Origin of the sequence: Streptomyces turgidiscabies Car8 (assembly GCF_000331005.1) — a bacterium.
Lineage (GTDB): Bacteria > Actinomycetota > Actinomycetes > Streptomycetales > Streptomycetaceae > Streptomyces > Streptomyces turgidiscabies.
This window is the reverse complement of record NZ_AEJB01000212.1, coordinates 13,719-33,561: the sequence shown is the minus strand read 5'-3', so window position 1 is coordinate 33,561 and position 19,843 is coordinate 13,719. Positions and strand designations below refer to the sequence as shown.

Below are 19,843 nucleotides of genomic sequence, written 5' to 3'. Positions count from 1 at the left end.
CTCATGTGGTGTGCTCGGTGGTCGACAGGCCGAGGGCCTTCAGGTCGGGCATGGTGCCGTCCTGTGCCGCGCGTACGGAGTCGATGAGGGAGCCCTGACCGCCGCCCACGCGCGCGAAGCTGTCCTGCATCACCCGCTGGGTGGCGGTGAAGCGCGGGCCCCAGACCCAGCCGTCGCGGATTCTGTGGGCCTCCTCCTCGAAGAGGGAGTAGATGTCCTGGCCGCCGTAGTAGGAGCGGTCGAACGCCTCGCGGCCCACGGCGACCAGTGCGGACGCGGCCGGGTACTGGCTGCTGGTGCCGCTGGAGAGGCGGGCGCGCAGCGAGTCGGGGTGGGAGACCTGCCAGGAGATGAACTCCAGTGCCGCTTCCGGGTGTCGGCTGTCCTTGGTGACGGCGAAGGTCGAGCCGCCGTGGGTGCCGACGGCCGGGTGGCCGGTGTCCCACCGGGGCAGCGGGGCGATCCGCCACTGGCCGGTCTGTGCGGGCCGCGCCTTCATCTGGGCGCCCGCGTCCCAGGCTCCGCTGAGCCTCGTCAGCACGAGTCCGTTGGCGATCTGCGCGTCGGACTGTCTGCTCTCGATGGCGTTCATGAAGACGAGGTCCTCGTCGATGAGCCGCTGCCAGTAGGCGGCGACCCGCCGGGTGGGTGCGTCGGCGAGGGAGACGTTCCAGGCGCCGCCCGCCGTGTCGAACCACTGGGCGCCGGCCTGCCAGGCGTAGGCGGCGAACTGGGTGCCGCCGTCCGTGGGGAAGAGGACCAGCCGTCGGCCGGGCAGCTTGCGGCGGACGGCCCGGGCCAGTTCCTCGAACTCCGCCCAGGTGCGCGGCACTTCGAAGCCGTGCTGGGCGAAGAGGTCGGCGCGGTAGTGCATCACCATCGGTTCGACGTCCAACGGGACGCTGAACACGCGCTGTTCGAAGGTGGTCAGACCCAGTGCCTGGGGCAGCAGTTCGGCGCGCAGTTCGTCGCTGATCATCGAGGTGAGATCGCGGGCCACACCGTCGATGGCGAAGCCGGGTACCTGCGGGTACTCGATGGTGGCCACGTCGGGGGCGTTGCCGGCACGGGCGGCGTTGCTCAGTTTCGCGTAACCGCCCTGGCCGCCGGACGGAATCTGCTGGAAGTCGACCTGGATGCTGTCGTGGGTGCTGTTGAAGGCGTCCACCACCTCCTGACTGCCGCGCAGCGCGGACCAGAAGGTGATGCGGGTGACTTTTCCGCCGGTCCCGCTCGACGCGGAGTCCGTTCCTCCACTGCAGGCGCTCACGGCGCCGGTCAGTGGCAGTGCGGCCATCGCGGCGAGCACGGACCGGCGGCTTCGTCGACGGTGACTCTGTCGACCAGGCATGGGGTGCCTCCCGCGGCTCCGGCGTGTCCCTGAGACACGTCCTGTTCGAGATACGGGAATCCTGATCGGCACAAGGAAAACGGTCAAGACATCGATCAGAAGAAAATAAAGCGGTCAAACGCTCATACGGCGTCGGATGTGAGCGTGGATACGCAACGCTCAGGAGGTCAACACCCGTGTCGACCCACGCACCTTCAGCTGCGGCAGCAGTTCGATACGCCGCGCCGGTCCCGCCCCGCTGCCGCGCGGATCCCTCAGCCGCTGCAGCAGCAGTTCGGCGGCGGCCCGCCCGACCTCCCCCTTGGGCGGGGACACGGCGGTGAGGGGGGTACTGCCGAGGGCGGCCACGACGTCGTCGTACGCGACGACCGAGCAGTCCTGCGGCACCCGGACGCCGTGCGCGGTCAGTTCCTGGACCAGCATCAGCGCGTCCACGTCGCCGTGCAGCACGCACGCCGTGGCGTCCGCCTCGCGCAGGACACCGGGCAGGTCGACGGCCACGCGGTCCGCCCCGGCCGAGCGGTCGGGGCCCGCCTCGGGGGAACTGAGTCCGAGTGTCCAGGCGTCGAGGTGCGGATGGGCACCGGCGATCTCGGTGAGGGCGGTGCGCAGGGCGCGCGCCGTGGGGCTGTCGTCGCGGGTGGCGAAGACGACCCTGCGGTGACCGAGGGAGACCAGGTGCTCGACGGCGAGATGGGCGCCGTACCAGTGGTCGGAACACACGGAGTCCAGGGCGTGCAGCGCACTGCCGGGGCGTGGCCTGCGTTCCATCAGGACGGTCGGCACGCCGAGCCCGCACAGCCACTTCGCGTCGGCCTCCTCGGCGGCGAGGGTACGCCAGCGGGGGGCGATCAGCACGCCCCGGGCGCCGTCCGCCAACGCCCGCTCCACCAGCGGCTGTTCGGCGCCGGCGACCTGCGGGGCGATATGCAGCGCGATGCGCACGCCGGCCTCCTCCAGGACGGGGCGGGCGCCGTGCAGGGTCTCGTAGAGGTAGGAGTGGCGGGCGGGGACGACCAGGGCGACGATGTCGCCGTCCCCGGACACGGTGACGGGCTCGGACGGGGCGACCGGCACCGGGAGGGTGGAGCGGGCGACGCCGTGGCCGCGCCGGAGCCTGCCCTCACGGGCGAGTTCCTCCACGTCCCGGCGGACGGTGACCACCGAGACCTCCAGTTCGGCGGCGAGGTCGGTCACCCGGGCCGCGCCACGCGCCTGCACGGCGGCCAGAATCCGCTGTCGCCTCAGTTCGACCGGCTCGCGCATACCGTTCGCCCCCTCATTTCGTACACCGGCACGCCCGCACACCGGAATGTTCGTTTGAACGCTTTTCCGCGCAGCATAGCGATCAGCGGGCCGGACGCCAGCATCACTACCGGAACAAGGGCTTCCGGCCGATTCCCATCCCTTTTCGACCGATCTTGACCATCGTTCAAGTGAAATTCACCGAGTACTCGCGGTAACTGCTTGCTTTGATCACACTTGAGGCGAGAAGTTCATCCCTCAACATCTTGCGCCTCGGGGGGAATTGGCATATGCACGGAACAATTGACGGATTCAGCTACGGTTTCGTCACCCCGGTGGCCGCCTACATCATGGCCTGCCTGGGAAGCGCCCTGGGGCTGCGCTGCGTGGTCAGATCTCTGCTCAACCAGGGCTCGTGGAAGCCGGGTTGGCTGGCACTGGGGGCGGCTGCCATCGGGTGCGGGATCTGGACCATGCACTTCATCGCGATGATCGGGTTCCAGGTCAAGGAGAGCGCGGTCCGCTACGACGTCGGGCTGACCGTCACGAGCCTCGCCGTCGCGATCGTCGTCGTCGGTATCGGCGTGTTCGTCGTCGGCTATCGCGGCGCCACGCCTGTGGCACTGTCCACCGCGGGCATCGTGACCGGTCTCGGCGTCGCCGCGATGCACTATCTCGGCATGGCGGCGCTCCAGGTGAACGGCGCGATCCGCTACGACACGGCCACCGTGGCGCTCTCCGTGGTGATCGCCATCGTCGCCGCGACCGCCGCACTCTGGGCGGCCGTTTCCATCCGGGGCTTCCTGACCAGCCTCGGGGCCAGCCTGGTGATGGGCGTGGCCGTCAGCGGTATGCACTACACGGGCATGGCCGCCGTCAGCGTGCACCTGCACGACGCGTCCACCACAACCACCTGGTCCGGCACGTCCCCGACCTCGCTGCTGCTGCCGATGCTGATCGGCCCGACCCTCTTCCTGCTGCTGGCCGCCGTCGTGGTGATGTTCGACCCGCTGCTGGTCCTGGGCGACAGCGAGTGGGGCTCGAAGGCCTCCCGGCAGCGGCCCGCGCGGCAGACCGAGCCGGCGCCGCCGATACCGAGGCAGTCGGCGAAGCAGCACCCGTGGCAGCCCTCCATGAGCCGGCAGCGGACCGCGACCCGGACGGATCTTCGCCTGTAGGACATTGCTACGGTGCCCCGATGGCTGACTCCGCACGTGCCCACTCCTCCCGCGACAGCGCCGAGGGCGCGGGCTGGGGCCTCGAAAGCCCGGGAACCTACCGGGAGTTGATGCCGCGTCGGGTCGAGAAGCTCTCGTGGGTCAACCCCCGGACGCTGTGGCCCGCCCGCAACGGCGTACTGGCCTCCTGGTTCGGTGACCCCACGGGCCGTACCCGCGGCCGCTGGGCCGAACAACGGACAGCCGCGGGCGCGCCCGCCGACAAGGTGGTCCGGCGCGCCGACCCGGACCGCTTCTCCTTCATGGTCATCGGCGACACGGGCGAGGGCGACGAGCCCCAGTACGCTGTCGTCCCGGGCTTCCTGAGGGCCGGTCAGGACACGGCGTTCACCGTGCTCGCCAGTGACGTGATCTACCCCGTCGGAGCCACCGACGACTACGGCACCAAGTTCTTCCGCCCCTACCAGGACTACCCGGCGCCGATCTACGCGATCCCCGGCAACCACGACTGGTACGAGGACCTGAACGGGTTCATGCGCGTGTTCTGCGACGCCCCGCCCCTCCCGGCGGAGCCCGCGCCCCACGCGTTCACACCCGGCAGGCTGCGCTCACTCCTGTGGCACAGGCCGAGCGCCGTCGACGAGCAACGCCTCGCCGAGGCCGCCAAGTTGCGCTCGGCCCCCGCCCAACAGGCGGTCCAGCCCGGCCCGTACTGGGCGATCGACGCAGGACCCATACGCGTCATAGGCATCGACACCGGACTGCTGGGCACGCTCGACGCCGAACAGGGCCGCTGGCTGCGGGAGGTGTCCGCCGGACCGGTCCCGAAGATCCTCGTCACCGGCTCGCCCCTGTACGTGGACGGCGAGCACCACCCCTGCCCCATCGACGGCGGCGGCACGGTCGACGACCTCGTCCGCGACCCGGAGCGGAACTTCGTCGCCGCGATAGGCGGCGACATCCACAACTACCAGCGCTATCCGGTGACCTTGCCCGGCAGCGGCGACGGGACCGCCGGGCCCGCCAGGACCGTCCAGTACATCGTCTCGGGCGGCGGCGGTGCGTTCATGCACGCCACCCACACCATCAAGCGGGTGTCGGTCGCCGACGTCACCGAGGACGACTTCCGCTGCTATCCGTTGCGCGGCGACTCGCTGGCCTTCTACAGCAGGCTCTACGGCCGACGGCTGCACCTGCGCCGCTTCTTCACCCTCACCGAGGCCGAGGCGACGGCCGTGATCGCCGAGCGCCTGGGTATCCGGCCGACGCGCGACCCTGGCGAGTCCGTCCGCCTCACCCGGCGCATCCGGCTGGTCGCCGCTCTGCTGGGCACGGCCCGTCGTCCCGACCGCGCCCGGCGGCTGCGGCTCCCGGTCCGGAAGGCGTACACCCAACTGTTCTCGCCCGGCTCGGCGACGTACAGCCCGCCGTTCTTCAAGAGCTTCCTGCGACTCGACGTCTCCCCTGAGGCGATTCGGCTGCGCTGTTTCTCCGCGACCGGCAAGCTCAGGCAGGAGGTGGATCCGCCGGTCGAGGACGAGGTCGTCATCCCGCTGACCCGGCCTGCTGGCACAATCGACGGAGCGTGAACGTCCGTACGACGATCGTTGGAGGAGCCCGTGCCGTCCCCCTCACAGCCGCTGCGCAAACTGGGCTTTCTCACCATCGGGCTGTTCCACGGCGACGATCCTCGGGCGGGGCACGAGTCGACGCTGGAGATCATCGAGCTGGGTGAGCGGCTGGGCTTCGACAGCGCGTGGCTGCGACACCGTCATCTCCAGTACGGGATCTCCTCCCCGGTGGCCGTCCTCGCGGCGGCCTCGCAGCGCACCCGCCGTATCGAACTGGGCACCGCGGTCACCCCGTTGGGCTGGGAGAACCCGCTGCGCCTGGCGGAGGACTGGGCGACCGTCGACATCCTGTCCGGAGGCCGGCTCAACCCGGGTCTGAGCGTGGGCCCACCGATGAACTACGACCATGTCAAGGGCGCCCTGTACCCCGACACGGCGGACGCGGAGGACTTCAGCTTCCAGCGGGTCGAGCGGCTGCTGGACCATGTGCGAGGGAAGGCGGCCAGCGACTTCAGCGGGGTGCAGGGGTTCGAGGTGTTCTCGGACCGGGTGCAGCCGCATTCCCCGGGGCTCGGAAGCCGGCTGTGGTACGGCGGCGGGAGTCTGCGGTCGGCGCGGTGGGCCGGGGAGCACGGTATGAACTTCCTGACCAGCAGTGTCGTCAAGGCCGAGGGCGACGAGGAGTCGCCGGACTTCGCCGAGGTCCAGCTCGCCGGCGTCCGGGCCTTCCGGGCGCACCACCCTGACGGCGACCGGGCCCGGGTCTCCCAAGGTCTCGTCGTCATCCCCACCGACAGTGCCTCGCCCGCGCAGCGCGCCAAGTACGAGGAGTACGCGGCGAAGCGGCTGCCGCGGACCGCGACGCCGCAGGGTCCGGCGCGGCTGATGTTCGCGCCGGACCTCGTCGGCACCTCGGCCGAGATCGCCGAACGCCTGTACGCGCACGTCGCGTTCCAGGAGATCGACGAGGTGGCTTTCGCGCTGCCGTTCACCTTCGACCACGAGGACTACGTCCAGATCCTCAACGACATCGCGACCCGCCTCGGTCCCGCCCTGGGCTGGCGGCCGGCCACCGGCTGAAGCTCCTGCGGGCCCCTCACCACCGCCCGGGTTCGGCTCCGGTGACCGCCTCCGACGGCCTGCCGTCCACGCCCGCCGGAATGTCGCCGGTCAGCATCACGCGGTGCATGACCCGGGGGTGGCCGAGGTGGGCGTTGTCGCTGGGGGCGAGGTGGATGGTGGCCCGGTTGTCCCAGAAGGCGACGCTGCCGGGCTCCCAGCGGAAACGGACCGTGTACTCGGGCCTGGTCGCCTGTTCGAGAAGCATCTCCAGCAGCAGCCGGCTCTCCGCGCGGGAGACGTCCACGATCTGCTCCAGGTAGTAGCCGTTGACGAACAGCACCCGCTCCCCCGTCTCCGGGTGGACCCGCACCAGTGGGTGCACCGAGGCGGTCTGGTGGTCGAGGAGATGCCGGAGATACGCGTCGTCGCCGGGCCGCGCCTGGTAGCCGACACCCAGCCGGTGCTCGGCCCTGAGTCCGTCCACGAACTCCCGTACGGGCGCGGAGAGTCCGGCGTACGCGGCGGCCAGGTTGGACCAGGTGGTGTCGCCGCCGTACGGCGGGACGGTCTCGGCGCGCAGGATCGTCGCGGCGGGCGGGTCGATCCGGGCGCCGTGGTCGCAGTGCCAGCCGCGCAGCAGCGAGTGGCGGCGCCGCTCCAGCCATTCGGCGTGCTCCATGCCGTAGCGTCCGCCCAGCTCCAGCCGGTCGGCGGTCGTCTCGATCTCGGGGAAGCCGGGCGGGGAGGCGCCGCCGCGCCGCCCGAGGACGACCGGCTCGCCGAACCGGCGCGCGAAGGCGATGTGCCCGGCGTGGTCCAGCCGCTGGCCGCGGAAGAACACCACCTTCCAGCGCAGGACGGCCGCCCTGATTGCGGCGACCACGGGGCTGTCGAGGGGCTCGGTCAGGTCGACTCCCGAGATCTCGGCGCCGATGTGCCCCGCGACGGGCCGCACCTCCACCCCGGCTACCTCCGTCGGCCTCAACTCCTGGTCACCCGGCTGCACTTCGCCGTTCGTGGCCCGGTCCGTCGTCATGCACACTCCGCTCGTGGGTCGGTCTCGTACGTCTCGTCGGTGTCGCTGGTGAGCGTGCCAGTATTCGGCGGGCGTGGCGACCGGACGTAGGGCTCCGCGGGACACGCGGTACGTCACCGGCCGGACCGTCCCGCGGGTCCGACGGAGCTGGTCGTGCGGTGGCGGAGCGGGGCTTCAGTACGGCGGCCGTGACTGCGAGACTGCGACGATGACCGCTGCCGCGTCCGGTGACCCCCAGCCCAGTGCTTTCGTCCGGCGGCTGCCGGTCGGGGAGCGGTTGCCGATGCCGGCGGACCCGGTCACCGGGTGGGAGACCTTCCCCTTCGAACTGTGCGAAGGAGAGTTGCGGGTCAAGCCGTTGCTGCCTCCGGTGCTGCCCGAGCCGGTTCGCGACGGCGAGGCCGGGGCCGGGGACTGCGTGGTCTGCCGCAAGCCCGTGACGGACGCGCTCTGGGCGGACGGGCACCGGCGGGTGGACGCGGTCGGCGGGGCGAGGCTGCCCGCCGTGGCGCTGCTGCAGCCGCGTGGTCACTACGACCTCGGCGATCTGCCCGCGGCCCGGTCGGCGGAGCTGGGCACGATGCTGCAGCGCGCCGAGCGGGCCGTCCTGGCTGTGGACGGCGTCGCACGGGTGCACGTCAACCGTTGGGGTGACGGCGGGGCTCACCCGCACTTCTGGTTGCTGGCCCGCCCGGCGGGGCTGACCCGGCTACGCGGCAGCTTCCTCCCGCTGTGGGAGGAACTCCTGCCCCCGGTACCGGAGTCGGAACGGCTGCGGGCCCATCGCCGGATCTCGGCAGAGCTGGCGGCCGGGGGCGGGAGGGCGTATGTGGGGTAGGGCGGGTTACGCGCCCATCCCGGCCATCCGCCATCCTTCTGTCCGGTCGTGCTGGGAGACGGCCTCGGCGGTGGCCAGGACCAGTGGGGCGAGCCGGGACGGCTGGAGCATGTTCAGTGGGCCCACGAGACCCACCGACGCCACCACCGTGCCGCGCGCGTTGCGCACCGGGGCCGCGATCCCTCCCCGGCCCTCGCGCAGGGTGCCGCAGGCCATCGCGTAACCCTCGCGTCTTATCTTGGTCAGATGGTTGCGCAGAGCGGCGCCGTCGGTGGGCGTCGCGCCGGTGTAGGCGCGAAGGGGGCCGGCGCAGATCTCGTCCTGCACCACGACGCCCGCGTTCGCGAGCAGCACCAGACCGGTCGCGGTGGCGTGCAGCGGGAGCCTGCAGCCGGGATCGCCCCAATGCGCCATGAGGGCGGGGTCGTTGGAGACGAAGGACAGGCAGACGGTCTCCGTTCCGTCGCGCAGCGCGAGTACCGCCGCGCCGCCGCACTGACCGTGGAGCTCCACGAGGTGGGACTGCGCCGCCTCGGCCAGGCCCGCGTACCGGGGGGCGAGCGTGGCTGTCTCCCACAGTCTCAGGCCGATGCTGTAGCCGCCTTCCTCTCCTCGTTCCAGTGCGCCCCAGCCATGGAGCTTGTTGACGATGCGATGGACCGTGGCGACCGGAAGACCGGAGCGTCGGCTGATGTCGCTCAGCGTCAAAGTGCGATTGTCACGGTCGAAGACGCCGAGGATGCTGAGCGTGCGGTCGACAACCGAGCGCTCGGGGGCGCCGGGGTGGGTGGTCATCCCGTCTACTTCCCTTCACCTGCACATCATGTGGGGACGCTTACTCGTGCATGCACCAGGAGTGATCTGGCTACGGGCGGCCACGCCTATCATTGATTTTTAAAGAAGCTTGGGAAAGGTTGATTCCGGAACGCTCATGGTCGATTTCGCTTCGTTACCGATCCCGGTGGTCCCCTACACCCCCACGTGCAGACCTGGGGTCGGCCTGGCCATGGCCCCGCTCAGTGAGGTGCGCAGGAAGCTCCCCGTGAACTTCGTCAGCGCGCCCCACCGGCTCGCCTTCCACCAGCTCGTGCTGGTCGAAGCGGGGGTCGGCGACTTCACCGTCGACTCCACGCGGTACGCGTGCCGCACGGGCTCGCTGCTGTGGATCCGGCCGAACCAGGTGATCCAGTTCGCCTCACCGACGCAGATGGAAGCTCGGCTCGTCATGTTCACCGAGACTTTTCCGTTGCGGCTGCGCGCCCACATGGGAATGCTCGACGATGTCCTGCGTCCCTCTCACTGGCAGCTCAGCGACGACGAACTGGCCGGCTTCGGGCGGGTGGTGGCTCTGATGCAGGAGGAGTTCGAACGGCCCGACCAGGGCCTCGGGGAGGACATCCTCAAGCATCTGCTGGCGGTCGCCCTGATGCACATCGACCAGATGTGCCGCAGCCACCGCAAGGACATACAGCGGGCCGACAGCCCCTCCGGCGAGAACGGCGAACTCTTCCTGCGTTTCCGGCGCGAACTGGAAACCTCCTACCGCACGACCCGGCTGGTCGAGCACTACGCCGCCGCGCTCAACTGCACGCCCCGCACCCTGTCCCGGGCCTGTCGTGTCATCGCCGGTACCTCCACCAAGGACCTGATCGACGCCCGCGTCGCCCTGGAAGCGAAACGACTGCTGGTCCACACGGATCTGCCCGTCGGAACCATCGCCCGCCAGCTCGGGTTCACCGAAGTCACCAACTTCGGCAAGTTTTTCGTACGCAGGGTGAATATGACACCCGGCACATTCCGGCGGGCCGACGATTCACAGAATTAGCGTCGCCGCCGCGGCCGACGGCCAGGACTTCACTCGGCAGTAACATTCCGCATCGCGTTCTACGCCCGTAAACAGAGATTTCTTTCCACTCTCCGGAAGAGTGGTTGTCCAGGATTCGGCGAGCTGGCAAGACTGTGGCCTGCATGCTTCGGGCGGCCACTCCCGAACGCAGCCCCTTTCGCGCGGAGCCGCATGTCTGGACCAGAAGACCGGATTCGTACCACCCCCGTCTGCTGACGGATGTCCTCTCTGCCGTACGCGGTGAAGCAAGTCGCAAAGAGCGCCGTCTGTCCCGACCCATTTCCGCGCCGGCGCGTCCATCGGCGTCGGGGCGGAACGCCCGTTCCCGAATCGGCCTCGACGACCCTCGCGAACGGGAGCGTTCGCCGTCACCACACGCCTGGCTCCCCGACGGGCGTGGTCACCGGCGACGGGCGGGCCTGCGGTGTGGACGCCGAACGCTCACCCGCGCGCCGACGCGGTCGAGCACCTTTCCCCGTTTCTTCGCCGACCGGGAACACATCGGACCGGCCGCCGTCCCGGACGCCGGCCGCCCCGTCCACGCCGCCGCCCACCCGGTCCTCAAGGAGGTCTATGTCAAGGCGCTGGGTACGGGCCGGCGCCGACGACACCGGTGCGGCCGAGCCCGCGCGCGAACGCCGGCACTTCGACCTGATCCATCCGGGCGCCGGGTCACGTGGTGGCCATGGCCACCGAGGAGGGCACACCGGGCGGACTGATCATCACCACGCTCACCAACTGACCCCAGGAGCATCCGATGTCCGCCAAGCCCAGCATCGCCGTCGTCGGCGGTGGCGTCGCAGGCCTCTCCGCCGCCTACACCCTGCGCGAGCACGCCGAGATCACCCTCTTCGAACGTGAGGACCGCTACGGCGGCCACGCCAACACCGTCGAGGTCCATGACGCGGGCCGGGTCCTGGGGATCGACACCGCGTTCGTGGTCTTCAACCGGCCCGCCTATCCCAACCTCAGCGCTTTCTTCGACAAACTGGGCGTGGAATCGAAGCAGTTGCTCAGCGGCTTCAACTTCTTCGACCTGACCGAGGGCGTGCAGTACGGCAGCGACGAGATGGACCTGTCGGAGGAGGAGGTGCGCACCCGCTATCCCGAGTCGTTCCGGACGATCTGGCGCGAGGCGCGCCGGTTCCACGAGGAGGGCCGCCGGGACTTCTTCTGCAAGCGCTCCGACATGCCGATGGGCGAGTATCTCGACCGGGGCGGCTACAGCCAGGAGTTCCGGTACGGCTACTTCATCCTGCTGTGCAGCGCGGTGTGGTCGGTGCCGGCCGAACTGGTCTGGGAGATGCCGGCCACGACGGTGATCGCGTTCTTCATGGCCCATGACGAGAGCGGCCTCGGCGGGCGACGCGTGGACTGGCGGACCGTGGGCGGCGGTTCGATCTCGTACGTCCGCAAGGCGCTCGCCGCGATCGCCCCGAAGACCCGTCTGTCCGAGCCGGTGACCGGGATCCACCAGGACGAGAACGGGGTCACCGTGCGGACCGCGGGCGGCTCCGAGCGCTTCGACCACGTGGTGCTCGCCACGCACGCCGATGTGACCCGCGCCCTGCTGGAGAACCCCACGGACACCCAGCGCGCGTTGCTCGCGCCGTTGCGCTACAACGCCTCCACGGTGGTCCTGCACACCGATCCGTCGGTGATGCCGGCCGACCGGTCCCGCTGGGAGGCGTGGAACTACGGCAAGGTGACGGTCGAGGGGGCGCCGCGCACCTACGTGGCCCACTACATGAACAAGCTGCACGGCTTCGAGTCGGAGACCGACTACTTCGTCACCCTCGACTGCCCGCTGCCGGTCGCCGAGGACCGCGTCATCCGCACCTTCCGCTACGAGCACCCGATCCTCGACATGGCGATGCGCCGCGCTCAGCAGACCATCTACGAGGTCAACGAAGGCCTCCGGGTCAAGCTGTGCGGCTCCTACTTCCACTCCAAGCGTCAGTACCACGACCAGATCGGCTCGCACGAGGCCGCGTTCTCCGCCGGGAAGGAGGCGGCGACGCAGCTCCTGCGCGAACTGGATCGCTGACTATGGTCAGTTGTCCGCCGCGTCCGCGTGCCGGCGGGCCGACTCGTTCTCCTGGGCCATGCGCCGCAGCGCCAGCAACGCGGGCTCCAGGAGGACGGTGAGCAGCAGCGCGCGTTCGACGACCTCCAACGGGTCCTTGATTCCGTCCAGTTGGTCGAGGTCGAGGACGGCGGTCCGCTCGGCCAGCCGGGCGTACGGCAGAAGCACCCGTGCGTCGAGCGGTGCGCCGAGGGTACGCAGAGAGGCGAGGGTGTCGGCCAGCGTGCCGCGAGCGGGCGCGGCCTGGTGCACGTTCCAGCCCAACTCCTCGATCAGCGCGTCGACTTCGGCCGGTTCCGGAGAGTCGGGCTCCGCCTCGTCGGCGAGCCGGATCGACCCGAGCCCGAGCCCCAGCAGGCGGTGGGTGTCGGCGGTGTGCTCGTCGAGCGCGCCCAGTACCTCCCGGGTGGTGCTGACGGACAGGCCTCGTACGCCGATCAGCGCGCGGATCAGCCGGAGCCTGCGGAGGTGGTTCTCGTCGTACTCGGCCTGCGTCGCCGACAGCTGGCGGCCGGCCGGGAGGAGACCTTCGCGGAGGTAGTACTTGATCGTCGTGACAGAGACGCCACTGCGGCGGCTCAGCTCGGACATGCGCATCGGTCGGGCTCCGCTCTGGTCATTGGATACCTCTACTGTCTAACATGGATAGTGGAGGTATCCAAATGAGCCTCTGCTCCGCCCTGCCTCTCAGAAGAAGGCCGCAGCCATGCCCACCCTGCCCTGGACCACCGTCACCAAGCCCGCTCCGGACGCGACGGCGTTCGTCATGGCGTCCCGTCTGGAAGTCCGCTCCCTGAAGGACGTTCCCCGCTTCTTCCTGCGCTCGCTCGCCGCCTGGAAGCAGGTCAGGAGCGCGCCCGGCGCCTACGGCGCCTCACTGATCGCCGAGCCGCTCAAGCGCACCTTCTGGACGCTGTCGGCCTGGGAGGACAAGCAGGCCCTCTACGCCTACGCGCGGACCGAGCCCCACAAGTCGGTCATGACCGGCCTGCGCTCCACGATGGACCGCTCGGTGTTCACCTTCTGGGAGACACCGGCCGCGGGCCTGCCCGTCGACTGGTCGGACGCACGCGACCGGCTGACCGCCCAGGAGCGCGCGGACGCGAACGGCAACCCGCCGACCGCCTGAACCGCGTTCACCCGCTCTCACCGAGCGCCGGACCGCCGAACCGCCCGAACGCCGGATCAGCCACTCCCTCAGGAGACTCCCCCGCCATGACGCTGTCCGAAGAGAACCCGGTCATGGAGGACGCGGCCGTCGCGCCGCCGGCCTCGGGCCTGCGCGTACCGCTGTGGCCGGCGATCGTCGCGTGCAGCGTGCCCATGTTCATGGTCGCGCTCGACAACCTGGTCGTCTCGACCGCCCTGCACACGCTGGCCGTCGACCTGGAGGCGGACACCCAGCAGCTCCAGTGGTTCGTCAACGCGTACGTCCTCGGTTTCGCCTGTCTGCTGATGACGGGAGCCGCGCTCGGTGACCGCTTCGGCCGGCGCTCGGTCTTCGTGCTCGGCATCGTCGTCTTCACGCTGGCCTCGACCGGCTGCGGTCTCTCCGACACCAGCGCACAGCTGATCACGTTCCGTACCGTGCAGGGATTCGGCGCCGCGGCCGTGATGCCGCTGTCGCTGACCCTGCTCTCCCAGGCCGTCCCGGACCGGCTGCGCGGGCTGGCACTCGGCCTGTGGTCGGGCGTCAGCGGTCTGGCCGTCGCGATGGGCCCGGTGGTGGGCGGCGCCGTGGTCGAGGGGCTGGACTGGCGGTGGATCTTCTGGATCAACGTGCCGGTGGGCGTCGTCGCCGTGCCGTTGATCCTGATGACGATCCGCGAGAGCAGGCTGCCCGGAGTCCGTCTCGACCTGGTCGGCATGGTGCTGGCCGCCGCGGGTCTGTTCGCGCTGGTGTGGGGCATCGTGAACGGTGAGACGGACGGCTGGACCTCGGCCGAGGTGCTCGGCGTGTTCGCCGCCGGCGCGGTGCTGCTCGGCGTGTTCGTCGCCTGGGAGGCCCGGGTCCCGCAGCCGATGCTGCCGCTGTCCTTCTACCGGGTGCGGGCGTTCACGCTCACCAACCTCGTGTCGGCGGCCATGTACTTCGGTGTCTTCGGTTCCCTCTTCCTGCTCGCCCAGTACCTCCAGATCGTGCCGTCGCGCACGCCCCTGGAGGCCGGGGTCCGCACCCTGGCCTGGACACTCATGCCGATGTTCGTCGCGCCCGTCGCGGGCCTCCTCACCGACAAGGTCGGCGGCGGCCGGCTGATGGCCCTCGGGCTCTTCCTCCAGGGCGTCGGGCTCGGCTGGATCAACCTGGTCGCGGACACCGGCACCGCTTACTCCTCCCTGGTCGGACCGATGATCGTGGCCGGCATCGGCATGGGCTTCGTGTTCGCACCGACGGCGGCGGTCGTGCTGGGCTCGGTCAGCCGCGAACACGCGGGCAAGGCGTCCGGCGCCAACACCACCGTCCGGGAGATCGGCGGGGCCCTCGGTATCGCCGTACTGAGCACGGTGTTCGTGGCGCACGGCAGCACAGGTTCGCCGCAGGAGTTCGTGGACGGGCTGCACCCGGCGGTGTGGGTCGGCGTCGTCGTGGTGTTCGCGGGCGCGTTGTGCGCGCTGGGCATTCCGCGCGGGCCCCGGCCGCAGGCGGGTGAGGCGGCGGAGGCGGCGATCGCGGCCGAGGCGGTGGCCCGGCGGACCTGATGTCCGACCTCTCCCCCACACCGGTGGCCGCCCGTATGTGACGGACGGGCGGTCACCGGCACAGACCGGTCGGGACGTCTCTCGCGTTCGTGGCCGTCTCGCGGACAATCACGCCCTCGCAGGGCCACACTGAGGTGTCATGGCGCGCTCACGCTCTCACCCTCGGGGGACCCAGCATGCGCAACCTGCTTCGCACCGCCACGGCCGGTGCAGTCACGGTCACCGCGGTCCTCGCCTGCGGCACCGCCCAGGCCACGCCGCCCGGACCAGGAGTGTCGGGCCGGATACTCGCCCAGACCACCATCGGCGACACCGACTACACGCTGCGGGAGGTCACCATCCCCGCCGGTCAGGCCACCGGCTGGCACTACCACGACGGGCCGCTCTACGGCCTCGTCAAGGAGGGCACCCTCAGCCACTTCGACTCCACCTGCGAGTCCGACGGCGTGTATCCGCAGGGCAGCGCCATCAGTGAACCGGCGGGGCCCGGCAACGTCCACATAGGCCGGAATCTCGGCAGCACGCCCGTCGTACTCGACGTCCTGTACGTCCTGCCGCACGGCTCGCCCTTCTCGGAGGACGCACCGAACCCCGGGTGCGCCTTCGAGTGACCGGTCGCCGAACCGCCCGGTGGCCGCACTGAGCGGTCGCTGAACGAGTCACCCGACCGGACCGTCCGGCCGGCTTGGGATCGACCCCCTGTCGGCCCTGTCGGTCCTGTATGCCCCGAAGGTCTATTCCGTCGGCAGTGGCTGCTCGGCCCAGATCGTCTTGCCGGTGCCCGTCTGGCGGCTGCCCCAGCGCTGGGTGAGCTGGGCGACGAGCAGCAGTCCACGGCCACCCTCGTCGTAGGCGTGCGCCCGGCGCAGGTGCGGTGAGGTGGAGCTGCCGTCGGAGACCTCGACGATGAGGGCACGGTCGCGGATCAGCCTCAGCTGGATGGGCGGTTCGCCGTACCGGATGGCGTTGGTGACCAGTTCGCTGACGACGAGCTCGGTGACGAAGGCCTCCTCCTCCAGCCCCCAGCCGGCCAGGCGCTCCATGGCCGCCTGACGGGCGACGGACACGTGCGCGGGGTCCGGTGGCACGTCCCAGACGGCCACCCGGTCGGCGCCCAGGGCATGCGTACGGGCGAGCAGCAGGGCCACGTCGTCGCCGGGCTGCTCGGGCAGCACGGCCTTGAGCACCGCGTCGCACACGGCGTCGAGCGAGGCGCCGGGCAGGTCGAGGGCGCGGCACAGTTCGGCGGTCGCGTGGTCGACGTCCCGGTCGCGGTCCTCGATCAGCCCGTCGGTGTAGAGGGCCAGGAGCGAGCCCTCGGGCAGTTTCAGTTCGGTCGCCTCGAAGGGCAGGCCGCCGACACCCAGCGGCGGTCCCGCCGTCACCTCGATCAGCTCGGCGACACCCCCGGGCGGTACGACGGCCGGCGGCGGGTGCCCGGCGGAGGCGAGGGTCAGCCGCCGCGAGACCGGGTCGTAGACGGCGTAGAGGCAGGTGGCGCCCAGTTCGGCTACGTCGGCATCGTCGTCCTCATCGGCCAGGTGGGTGACCAGGTCGTCGAGGTGGGTGAGCAGCTCGTCCGGCGGCAGATCGACGTCCGCGAGGGTCCGTACGGCCGTCCGGAGCCGTCCCATGGTCGCGGAGGACTGGATGCCGTGGCCGACGACGTCTCCGACGCAGAGGGCGACCCGGCTGCCGGACAGCGGGATGACGTCGAACCAGTCGCCGCCGATGCCGGCCACCGACCCGCAGGGCAGATAGCGGTGGGCGACCTCGACCGCCGCCTGGCCCGGCAGTCCCCGGGGCAGCAGGCTGTGCTGGAGAGCCAGCGCTGTCGTGCGCTCACGCTCGAAGCGGCGGGCGTTGTCGACGCAGACGGCCGCCCGGCTGGCCAGTTCCTCGGCGAGGACGACGTCGTCCTCCGTGTAGGGGTCGGGGCGGCCGATGCGCAGGAAGACGGCGACGCCCAGGGTGGTGCCGCGGGCCCGCAGCGGCACGGTGACCATCGAGTGGACGCCCTTGCGGTACGGGCGGCCGACGGGCTCGCGGGCGTTGCGCTCCGCCACCCACTCGTCGAACGCCGGCTCGCCGACCCGCCCGAGCACCGCCCGGCCCTCCGCCATCGCCCGCACCGGCGGGGTGAACGGCGGGTAGACGTCCTTCGCGCCCAGCGGAATGACCGCCTCGGGCGTGCCCTCGGTGACAGAGCCGTGGGCGACCCGGTGCAGGACGACCTCGTCGGCCTGCGCCGCGGCGGGTTCGTCCGCGCCGAGCACCCAGTCGAGCAGGTCGACGCTGACGAAGTCGGCGAACCGGGGCACGACCAGTTCGACGAGTTCCTCGGCGGTACGGATGACGTCGAGGGTGGTGCCGATGGCGGCGGCCGCCTCGTTGAGCAGGGCGAGCCGGCGCCGGGCCCAGTGCTGGTCGCTGCTGTCGAACGCGGCGATGCCCACCGAGGTGACGGCACCCAGGTCGTCGCGCACCGGCCACATCTCGATGCTCCACGCGTGTTCCCGGCCGCTGTCCGTGTCCTTGCCGAAGGACTCGTAGCGCACGGGGACGCCGGTGCGGGCGACCTCGCGCAGGTTGAGCAGGAAGCCCTGGCTGGTCCGGTCGTCGGGCACGATGTCGCCGTAGAGCTGTCCGACGAGGGCTTGTTCCTCGACGCCCATCAGGTCGCAGGCGGAGTCGTTGAGCCAGGTGTAGCGCTGGTCGGTGTCGAAGGCGGACATCGACACGGAGGCCTGCCGGATGGCCCGCTCCAGCGGGGCGGCCCCCGGCGCGGCCGTCTGCGGACCGGGCGCCCCCGGTCCAGGGAGGGCGGTGACGACAAATCCCCGCGTGTCGCCGTGCTCGTCCTGGACGGGGCACGCGCTGACGGCGAGTTCGACTCGGCGGCCGTCCCGGTGGCGGAGGGCGACCACTCCCGCCAGCTCGGTCATCGCTGTGGGCGCCGGGTCCTCCGCGAGGAGTTCGGCGGCCGGACGTCCGACGACGGCCTCGGCCGTGTGCCCCGTCAGCCGCCGGGCACCCTCGCTCCATCCCGTCACCATGCCTCGGGCATCGATGATCACCGCGGCGGCGACTTGTTTCATACGCCCCAGGATGGTCCCTGGGCCCCGGGGCATCAACCCCGACGGCCCACCTCGGCGCGCCAAACCCGGCCGGCCACCCCTCTGTGGGGCGGTCGGGCACGGGTGAGACGGATGTCAGCTCTTGTGGGCGCGGAGCGCGGCGAGGGCCCGGTCGGCGTGGGTGTTCATCCGCAGCTCGCTCGTCACGACCTCCAGGATCGTCCGGTCCTCGGCTATCACGAAGGTGGCCCGCTTGGTGGGCATCATCGAGAACCCGCGCTTCACCCCGAACAGCTCACGGACCGTCCCGTCGGCGTCCGACAGCAGCGGCATGCCGAGCGTGTGGCTCTGCGCGAACTCCTGCTGACGGTCGACGGAGTCCCCGCTGATCCCGACCGGCCGCGCGCCGACCGAGGCGAACTCGGCGGCCAGGTCCCGGAAGTGACAGGCCTCGGCCGTACAGCCGGGCGACAGGGCGGCGGGATAGAAGAAGAGGACGATCGGCCCCTCGGCGAGCAGCTCGGACAGCCGACGCGGCGCGCCGCTCTCGTCCGGCAGTTCGAAGTCCTCGATCTTGTCGCCGACGTTCACCTTTGTCATGACCGACCTTCTCCGTTGTTCGCGACACTGCGTGCCCACAGGACGAGCGGCACCTGGAGCGGCAGCCGCCCGATGGCACCGGCCCGCTGGGCGGCGGGCTTGCCGCGCCAGTCGACGGCCATCTTCACGTTGGCCGGGAACACCCCGACGAAGAAGCCTGCCGCGGCCAGGGCGGCGACCCGCCGGGTACGCGGCAGCGCGACCCCGGCCGCGAGCGCGAGTTCGGCGGCGCCGCTGACGTACGTCCAGGTCCTGGGCGTACCCGGCAGCGCGCGCGGGACGATCGCGTCGAACGTTCGGGGCGCGACGAAGTGACTGACGCCGGCGGTGGCCAGCAGACCGGCGAGCAGCAGGGGTGAGCGTTGGGACCGGGGCACGCTTCCTCCTCGGATGGTGTGCCGGGCGATCCTACTGGACGGTAAATCCAGTTCGAGAGCCAGGTGTTCGACTGCCTCCGACGATCCGCCCAGGGCCCACCACCGACCCATCACAGTCGCGCGTGTTCCCGTCCACTGCCGCATGAGGGCCGGGTCGGCCACGAGGAGGCCTTCCTCGGCATCGCGTCGTCCGGCGCTGGGAACCGGGTGCGCTCCGGCACGGTGGACAGCCGCGGCCGGGCGCCCCGGTTCTCGCGCGGCCGGAGGCGGGTGACAGACCTCCGACCTGGTGTTCGACGGGGAGTGGCAGGTCGCACCGCGGGCGCGGTGCGATGTGGCACGAGGTGCCGCGTCAGGCGTCGGGGAGCGGCTCGACGAGGCCCACCACGCCGTCGTCCTCGAGGGAGTAGGCCAGGAAATCGTCGACCATCCGGTGGAACAGGCCGGCGAGCTGCTGGAGTTCCTCGGCGGACCAGTCGCCGAGGGCCAGCTGCATACCGCGGCGGCTCGCCTCCCGGACACGCTCGACGGCCACCTCGCCCGTCGCGGTCAATTCGATGCGCTGGGCGCGACGGTCGTCAGGGTCGGGTACACGGGTGACGTAGCCGGACTTCTGGAGCTGCTGCACCTGGCGGGTGACGTGGGAGGCCTCGACCGCGAGCCGGTTGGCGAGTTCACCGGGGCGCATCGGCTCGGAGTCGGCGATCTGCCGAAGAAGCGCGGTGGCGGCCCGGTCCAGCGGGACGCCGGCGATCGCCATCAGGCGTTCGTGCTGGCGGGCACGGCTGAGTAGATAGGAGATGCGGGTGAGAGCGCGCTCGATCTCAGCCACGTCCTGCGGGGCGGGAGCGGTCTTGGGTGGCGGTGTGGACATAC

Annotated in this window: 18 protein-coding genes; 9 read left to right on the top strand and 9 right to left on the bottom strand. The window is 70.8% G+C overall.

The window, feature by feature from the left end:
• Position 1 precedes the first annotated feature (1 nt).
• Together STRTUCAR8_RS14205 and STRTUCAR8_RS14200 are read right to left on the bottom strand one after the other, a co-directional pair.
• Positions 2 to 1,351, bottom strand: coding sequence for an ABC transporter substrate-binding protein (locus STRTUCAR8_RS14205; RefSeq protein ID WP_044472187.1), 1,350 nt, complete (start codon positions 1,349 to 1,351; stop codon positions 2 to 4).
• Positions 1,352 to 1,510: 159 nt separating this feature from the next.
• The gene (locus STRTUCAR8_RS14200) at positions 1,511 to 2,617 is read right to left on the bottom strand and encodes a substrate-binding domain-containing protein (RefSeq protein ID WP_006376402.1); all 1,107 of its coding nucleotides are present in this window, start codon (positions 2,615 to 2,617) and stop codon (positions 1,511 to 1,513) included.
• A gap of 269 nt (positions 2,618 to 2,886) precedes the next feature.
• On the opposite strand from STRTUCAR8_RS14200, the gene STRTUCAR8_RS14195 reads away from it, so the two are divergent.
• From STRTUCAR8_RS14195 to STRTUCAR8_RS14185, 3 genes are read left to right on the top strand one after another with little or no spacing between them, the layout of a single operon-like run.
• Positions 2,887 to 3,774: an MHYT domain-containing protein gene (locus STRTUCAR8_RS14195; protein ID WP_006376411.1), complete on the top strand. Its 888-nt coding sequence runs from the start codon at positions 2,887 to 2,889 to the stop codon at positions 3,772 to 3,774.
• A 20-nt stretch (positions 3,775 to 3,794) separates the two neighbouring features.
• Positions 3,795 to 5,363 carry a metallophosphoesterase family protein gene (locus STRTUCAR8_RS14190; RefSeq protein ID WP_006376433.1) on the top strand — a complete coding sequence of 523 codons (1,569 nt, stop codon included), beginning with the start codon at positions 3,795 to 3,797 and terminating at the stop codon, positions 5,361 to 5,363.
• 30 nt (positions 5,364 to 5,393) lie between these two features.
• A complete protein-coding gene (locus STRTUCAR8_RS14185; protein ID WP_006376432.1) occupies positions 5,394 to 6,425 on the top strand; it encodes an LLM class flavin-dependent oxidoreductase in 1,032 nt (343 codons plus the stop codon).
• 16 nt (positions 6,426 to 6,441) lie between these two features.
• Here the strand turns inward: STRTUCAR8_RS14185 and STRTUCAR8_RS14180 are convergent, their stop codons facing one another.
• Entirely contained in the window at positions 6,442 to 7,443 is a 1,002-nt protein-coding gene (locus tag STRTUCAR8_RS14180; RefSeq protein WP_006376441.1) for a TauD/TfdA dioxygenase family protein, read from the bottom strand.
• A gap of 208 nt (positions 7,444 to 7,651) precedes the next feature.
• Between STRTUCAR8_RS14180 and STRTUCAR8_RS14175 the strand changes: the two genes are divergently transcribed.
• Complete coding sequence (locus STRTUCAR8_RS14175) at positions 7,652 to 8,281, top strand: hypothetical protein (protein ID WP_100247553.1); 630 nt, start codon at positions 7,652 to 7,654, stop codon at positions 8,279 to 8,281.
• Positions 8,282 to 8,287: 6 nt separating this feature from the next.
• On the opposite strand, the gene STRTUCAR8_RS14170 is transcribed toward STRTUCAR8_RS14175, so the two are convergent.
• Entirely contained in the window at positions 8,288 to 9,076 is a 789-nt protein-coding gene (locus tag STRTUCAR8_RS14170; RefSeq protein WP_006376421.1) for an IclR family transcriptional regulator, read from the bottom strand.
• Positions 9,077 to 9,323: 247 nt separating this feature from the next.
• Between STRTUCAR8_RS14170 and STRTUCAR8_RS14165 the strand changes: the two genes are divergently transcribed.
• Together STRTUCAR8_RS14165 and STRTUCAR8_RS14160 are read left to right on the top strand one after the other, a co-directional pair.
• Positions 9,324 to 10,106, top strand: a complete 783-nt coding sequence (locus STRTUCAR8_RS14165; RefSeq protein ID WP_234372742.1) for an AraC family transcriptional regulator — start codon at positions 9,324 to 9,326, stop codon at positions 10,104 to 10,106.
• 778 nt (positions 10,107 to 10,884) lie between these two features.
• Positions 10,885 to 12,174 (top strand): NAD(P)/FAD-dependent oxidoreductase, encoded by a 1,290-nt coding sequence (locus tag STRTUCAR8_RS14160; protein WP_006376445.1) that lies wholly within the window; start codon positions 10,885 to 10,887, stop codon positions 12,172 to 12,174.
• Positions 12,175 to 12,180: 6 nt separating this feature from the next.
• Here the strand turns inward: STRTUCAR8_RS14160 and STRTUCAR8_RS14155 are convergent, their stop codons facing one another.
• Entirely contained in the window at positions 12,181 to 12,810 is a 630-nt protein-coding gene (locus STRTUCAR8_RS14155; RefSeq protein WP_006376422.1) for a MerR family transcriptional regulator, read from the bottom strand.
• Between the two features lie 109 nt (positions 12,811 to 12,919).
• On the opposite strand from STRTUCAR8_RS14155, the gene STRTUCAR8_RS14150 reads away from it, so the two are divergent.
• The 3 genes from STRTUCAR8_RS14150 (at position 12,920) to STRTUCAR8_RS14140 (ending at position 15,524) form a co-directional block, all read left to right on the top strand.
• The gene (locus STRTUCAR8_RS14150) at positions 12,920 to 13,342 is read left to right on the top strand and encodes a DUF3291 domain-containing protein (RefSeq protein WP_006376439.1); all 423 of its coding nucleotides are present in this window, start codon (positions 12,920 to 12,922) and stop codon (positions 13,340 to 13,342) included.
• Between the two features lie 113 nt (positions 13,343 to 13,455).
• On the top strand, positions 13,456 to 14,913 hold the full coding sequence (locus STRTUCAR8_RS14145; RefSeq protein ID WP_044472190.1) for an MFS transporter: 1,458 nt from the start codon (positions 13,456 to 13,458) through the stop codon (positions 14,911 to 14,913).
• 176 nt (positions 14,914 to 15,089) lie between these two features.
• A complete protein-coding gene (locus tag STRTUCAR8_RS14140) occupies positions 15,090 to 15,524 on the top strand; it encodes a cupin domain-containing protein (protein WP_006376423.1) in 435 nt (144 codons plus the stop codon).
• Positions 15,525 to 15,647: 123 nt separating this feature from the next.
• On the opposite strand, the gene STRTUCAR8_RS14135 is transcribed toward STRTUCAR8_RS14140, so the two are convergent.
• The 4 genes from STRTUCAR8_RS14135 to STRTUCAR8_RS14120 all read right to left on the bottom strand — a co-directional run bounded on the left by STRTUCAR8_RS14135 (position 15,648) and on the right by STRTUCAR8_RS14120 (position 19,841).
• Positions 15,648 to 18,011 carry a SpoIIE family protein phosphatase gene (locus tag STRTUCAR8_RS14135; protein WP_006376401.1) on the bottom strand — a complete coding sequence of 788 codons (2,364 nt, stop codon included), beginning with the start codon at positions 18,009 to 18,011 and terminating at the stop codon, positions 15,648 to 15,650.
• 114 nt (positions 18,012 to 18,125) lie between these two features.
• Positions 18,126 to 18,590: a peroxiredoxin gene (locus STRTUCAR8_RS14130; protein ID WP_006376447.1), complete on the bottom strand. Its 465-nt coding sequence runs from the start codon at positions 18,588 to 18,590 to the stop codon at positions 18,126 to 18,128.
• Complete coding sequence (locus STRTUCAR8_RS14125; protein WP_044472186.1) at positions 18,587 to 18,967, bottom strand: DoxX family protein; 381 nt, start codon at positions 18,965 to 18,967, stop codon at positions 18,587 to 18,589. The genes STRTUCAR8_RS14130 and STRTUCAR8_RS14125 overlap by 4 nt, the downstream gene beginning before the upstream one ends.
• A gap of 352 nt (positions 18,968 to 19,319) precedes the next feature.
• On the bottom strand, positions 19,320 to 19,841 hold the full coding sequence (locus STRTUCAR8_RS14120; RefSeq protein WP_006376429.1) for a MarR family winged helix-turn-helix transcriptional regulator: 522 nt from the start codon (positions 19,839 to 19,841) through the stop codon (positions 19,320 to 19,322).
• Positions 19,842 to 19,843 lie beyond the last annotated feature (2 nt).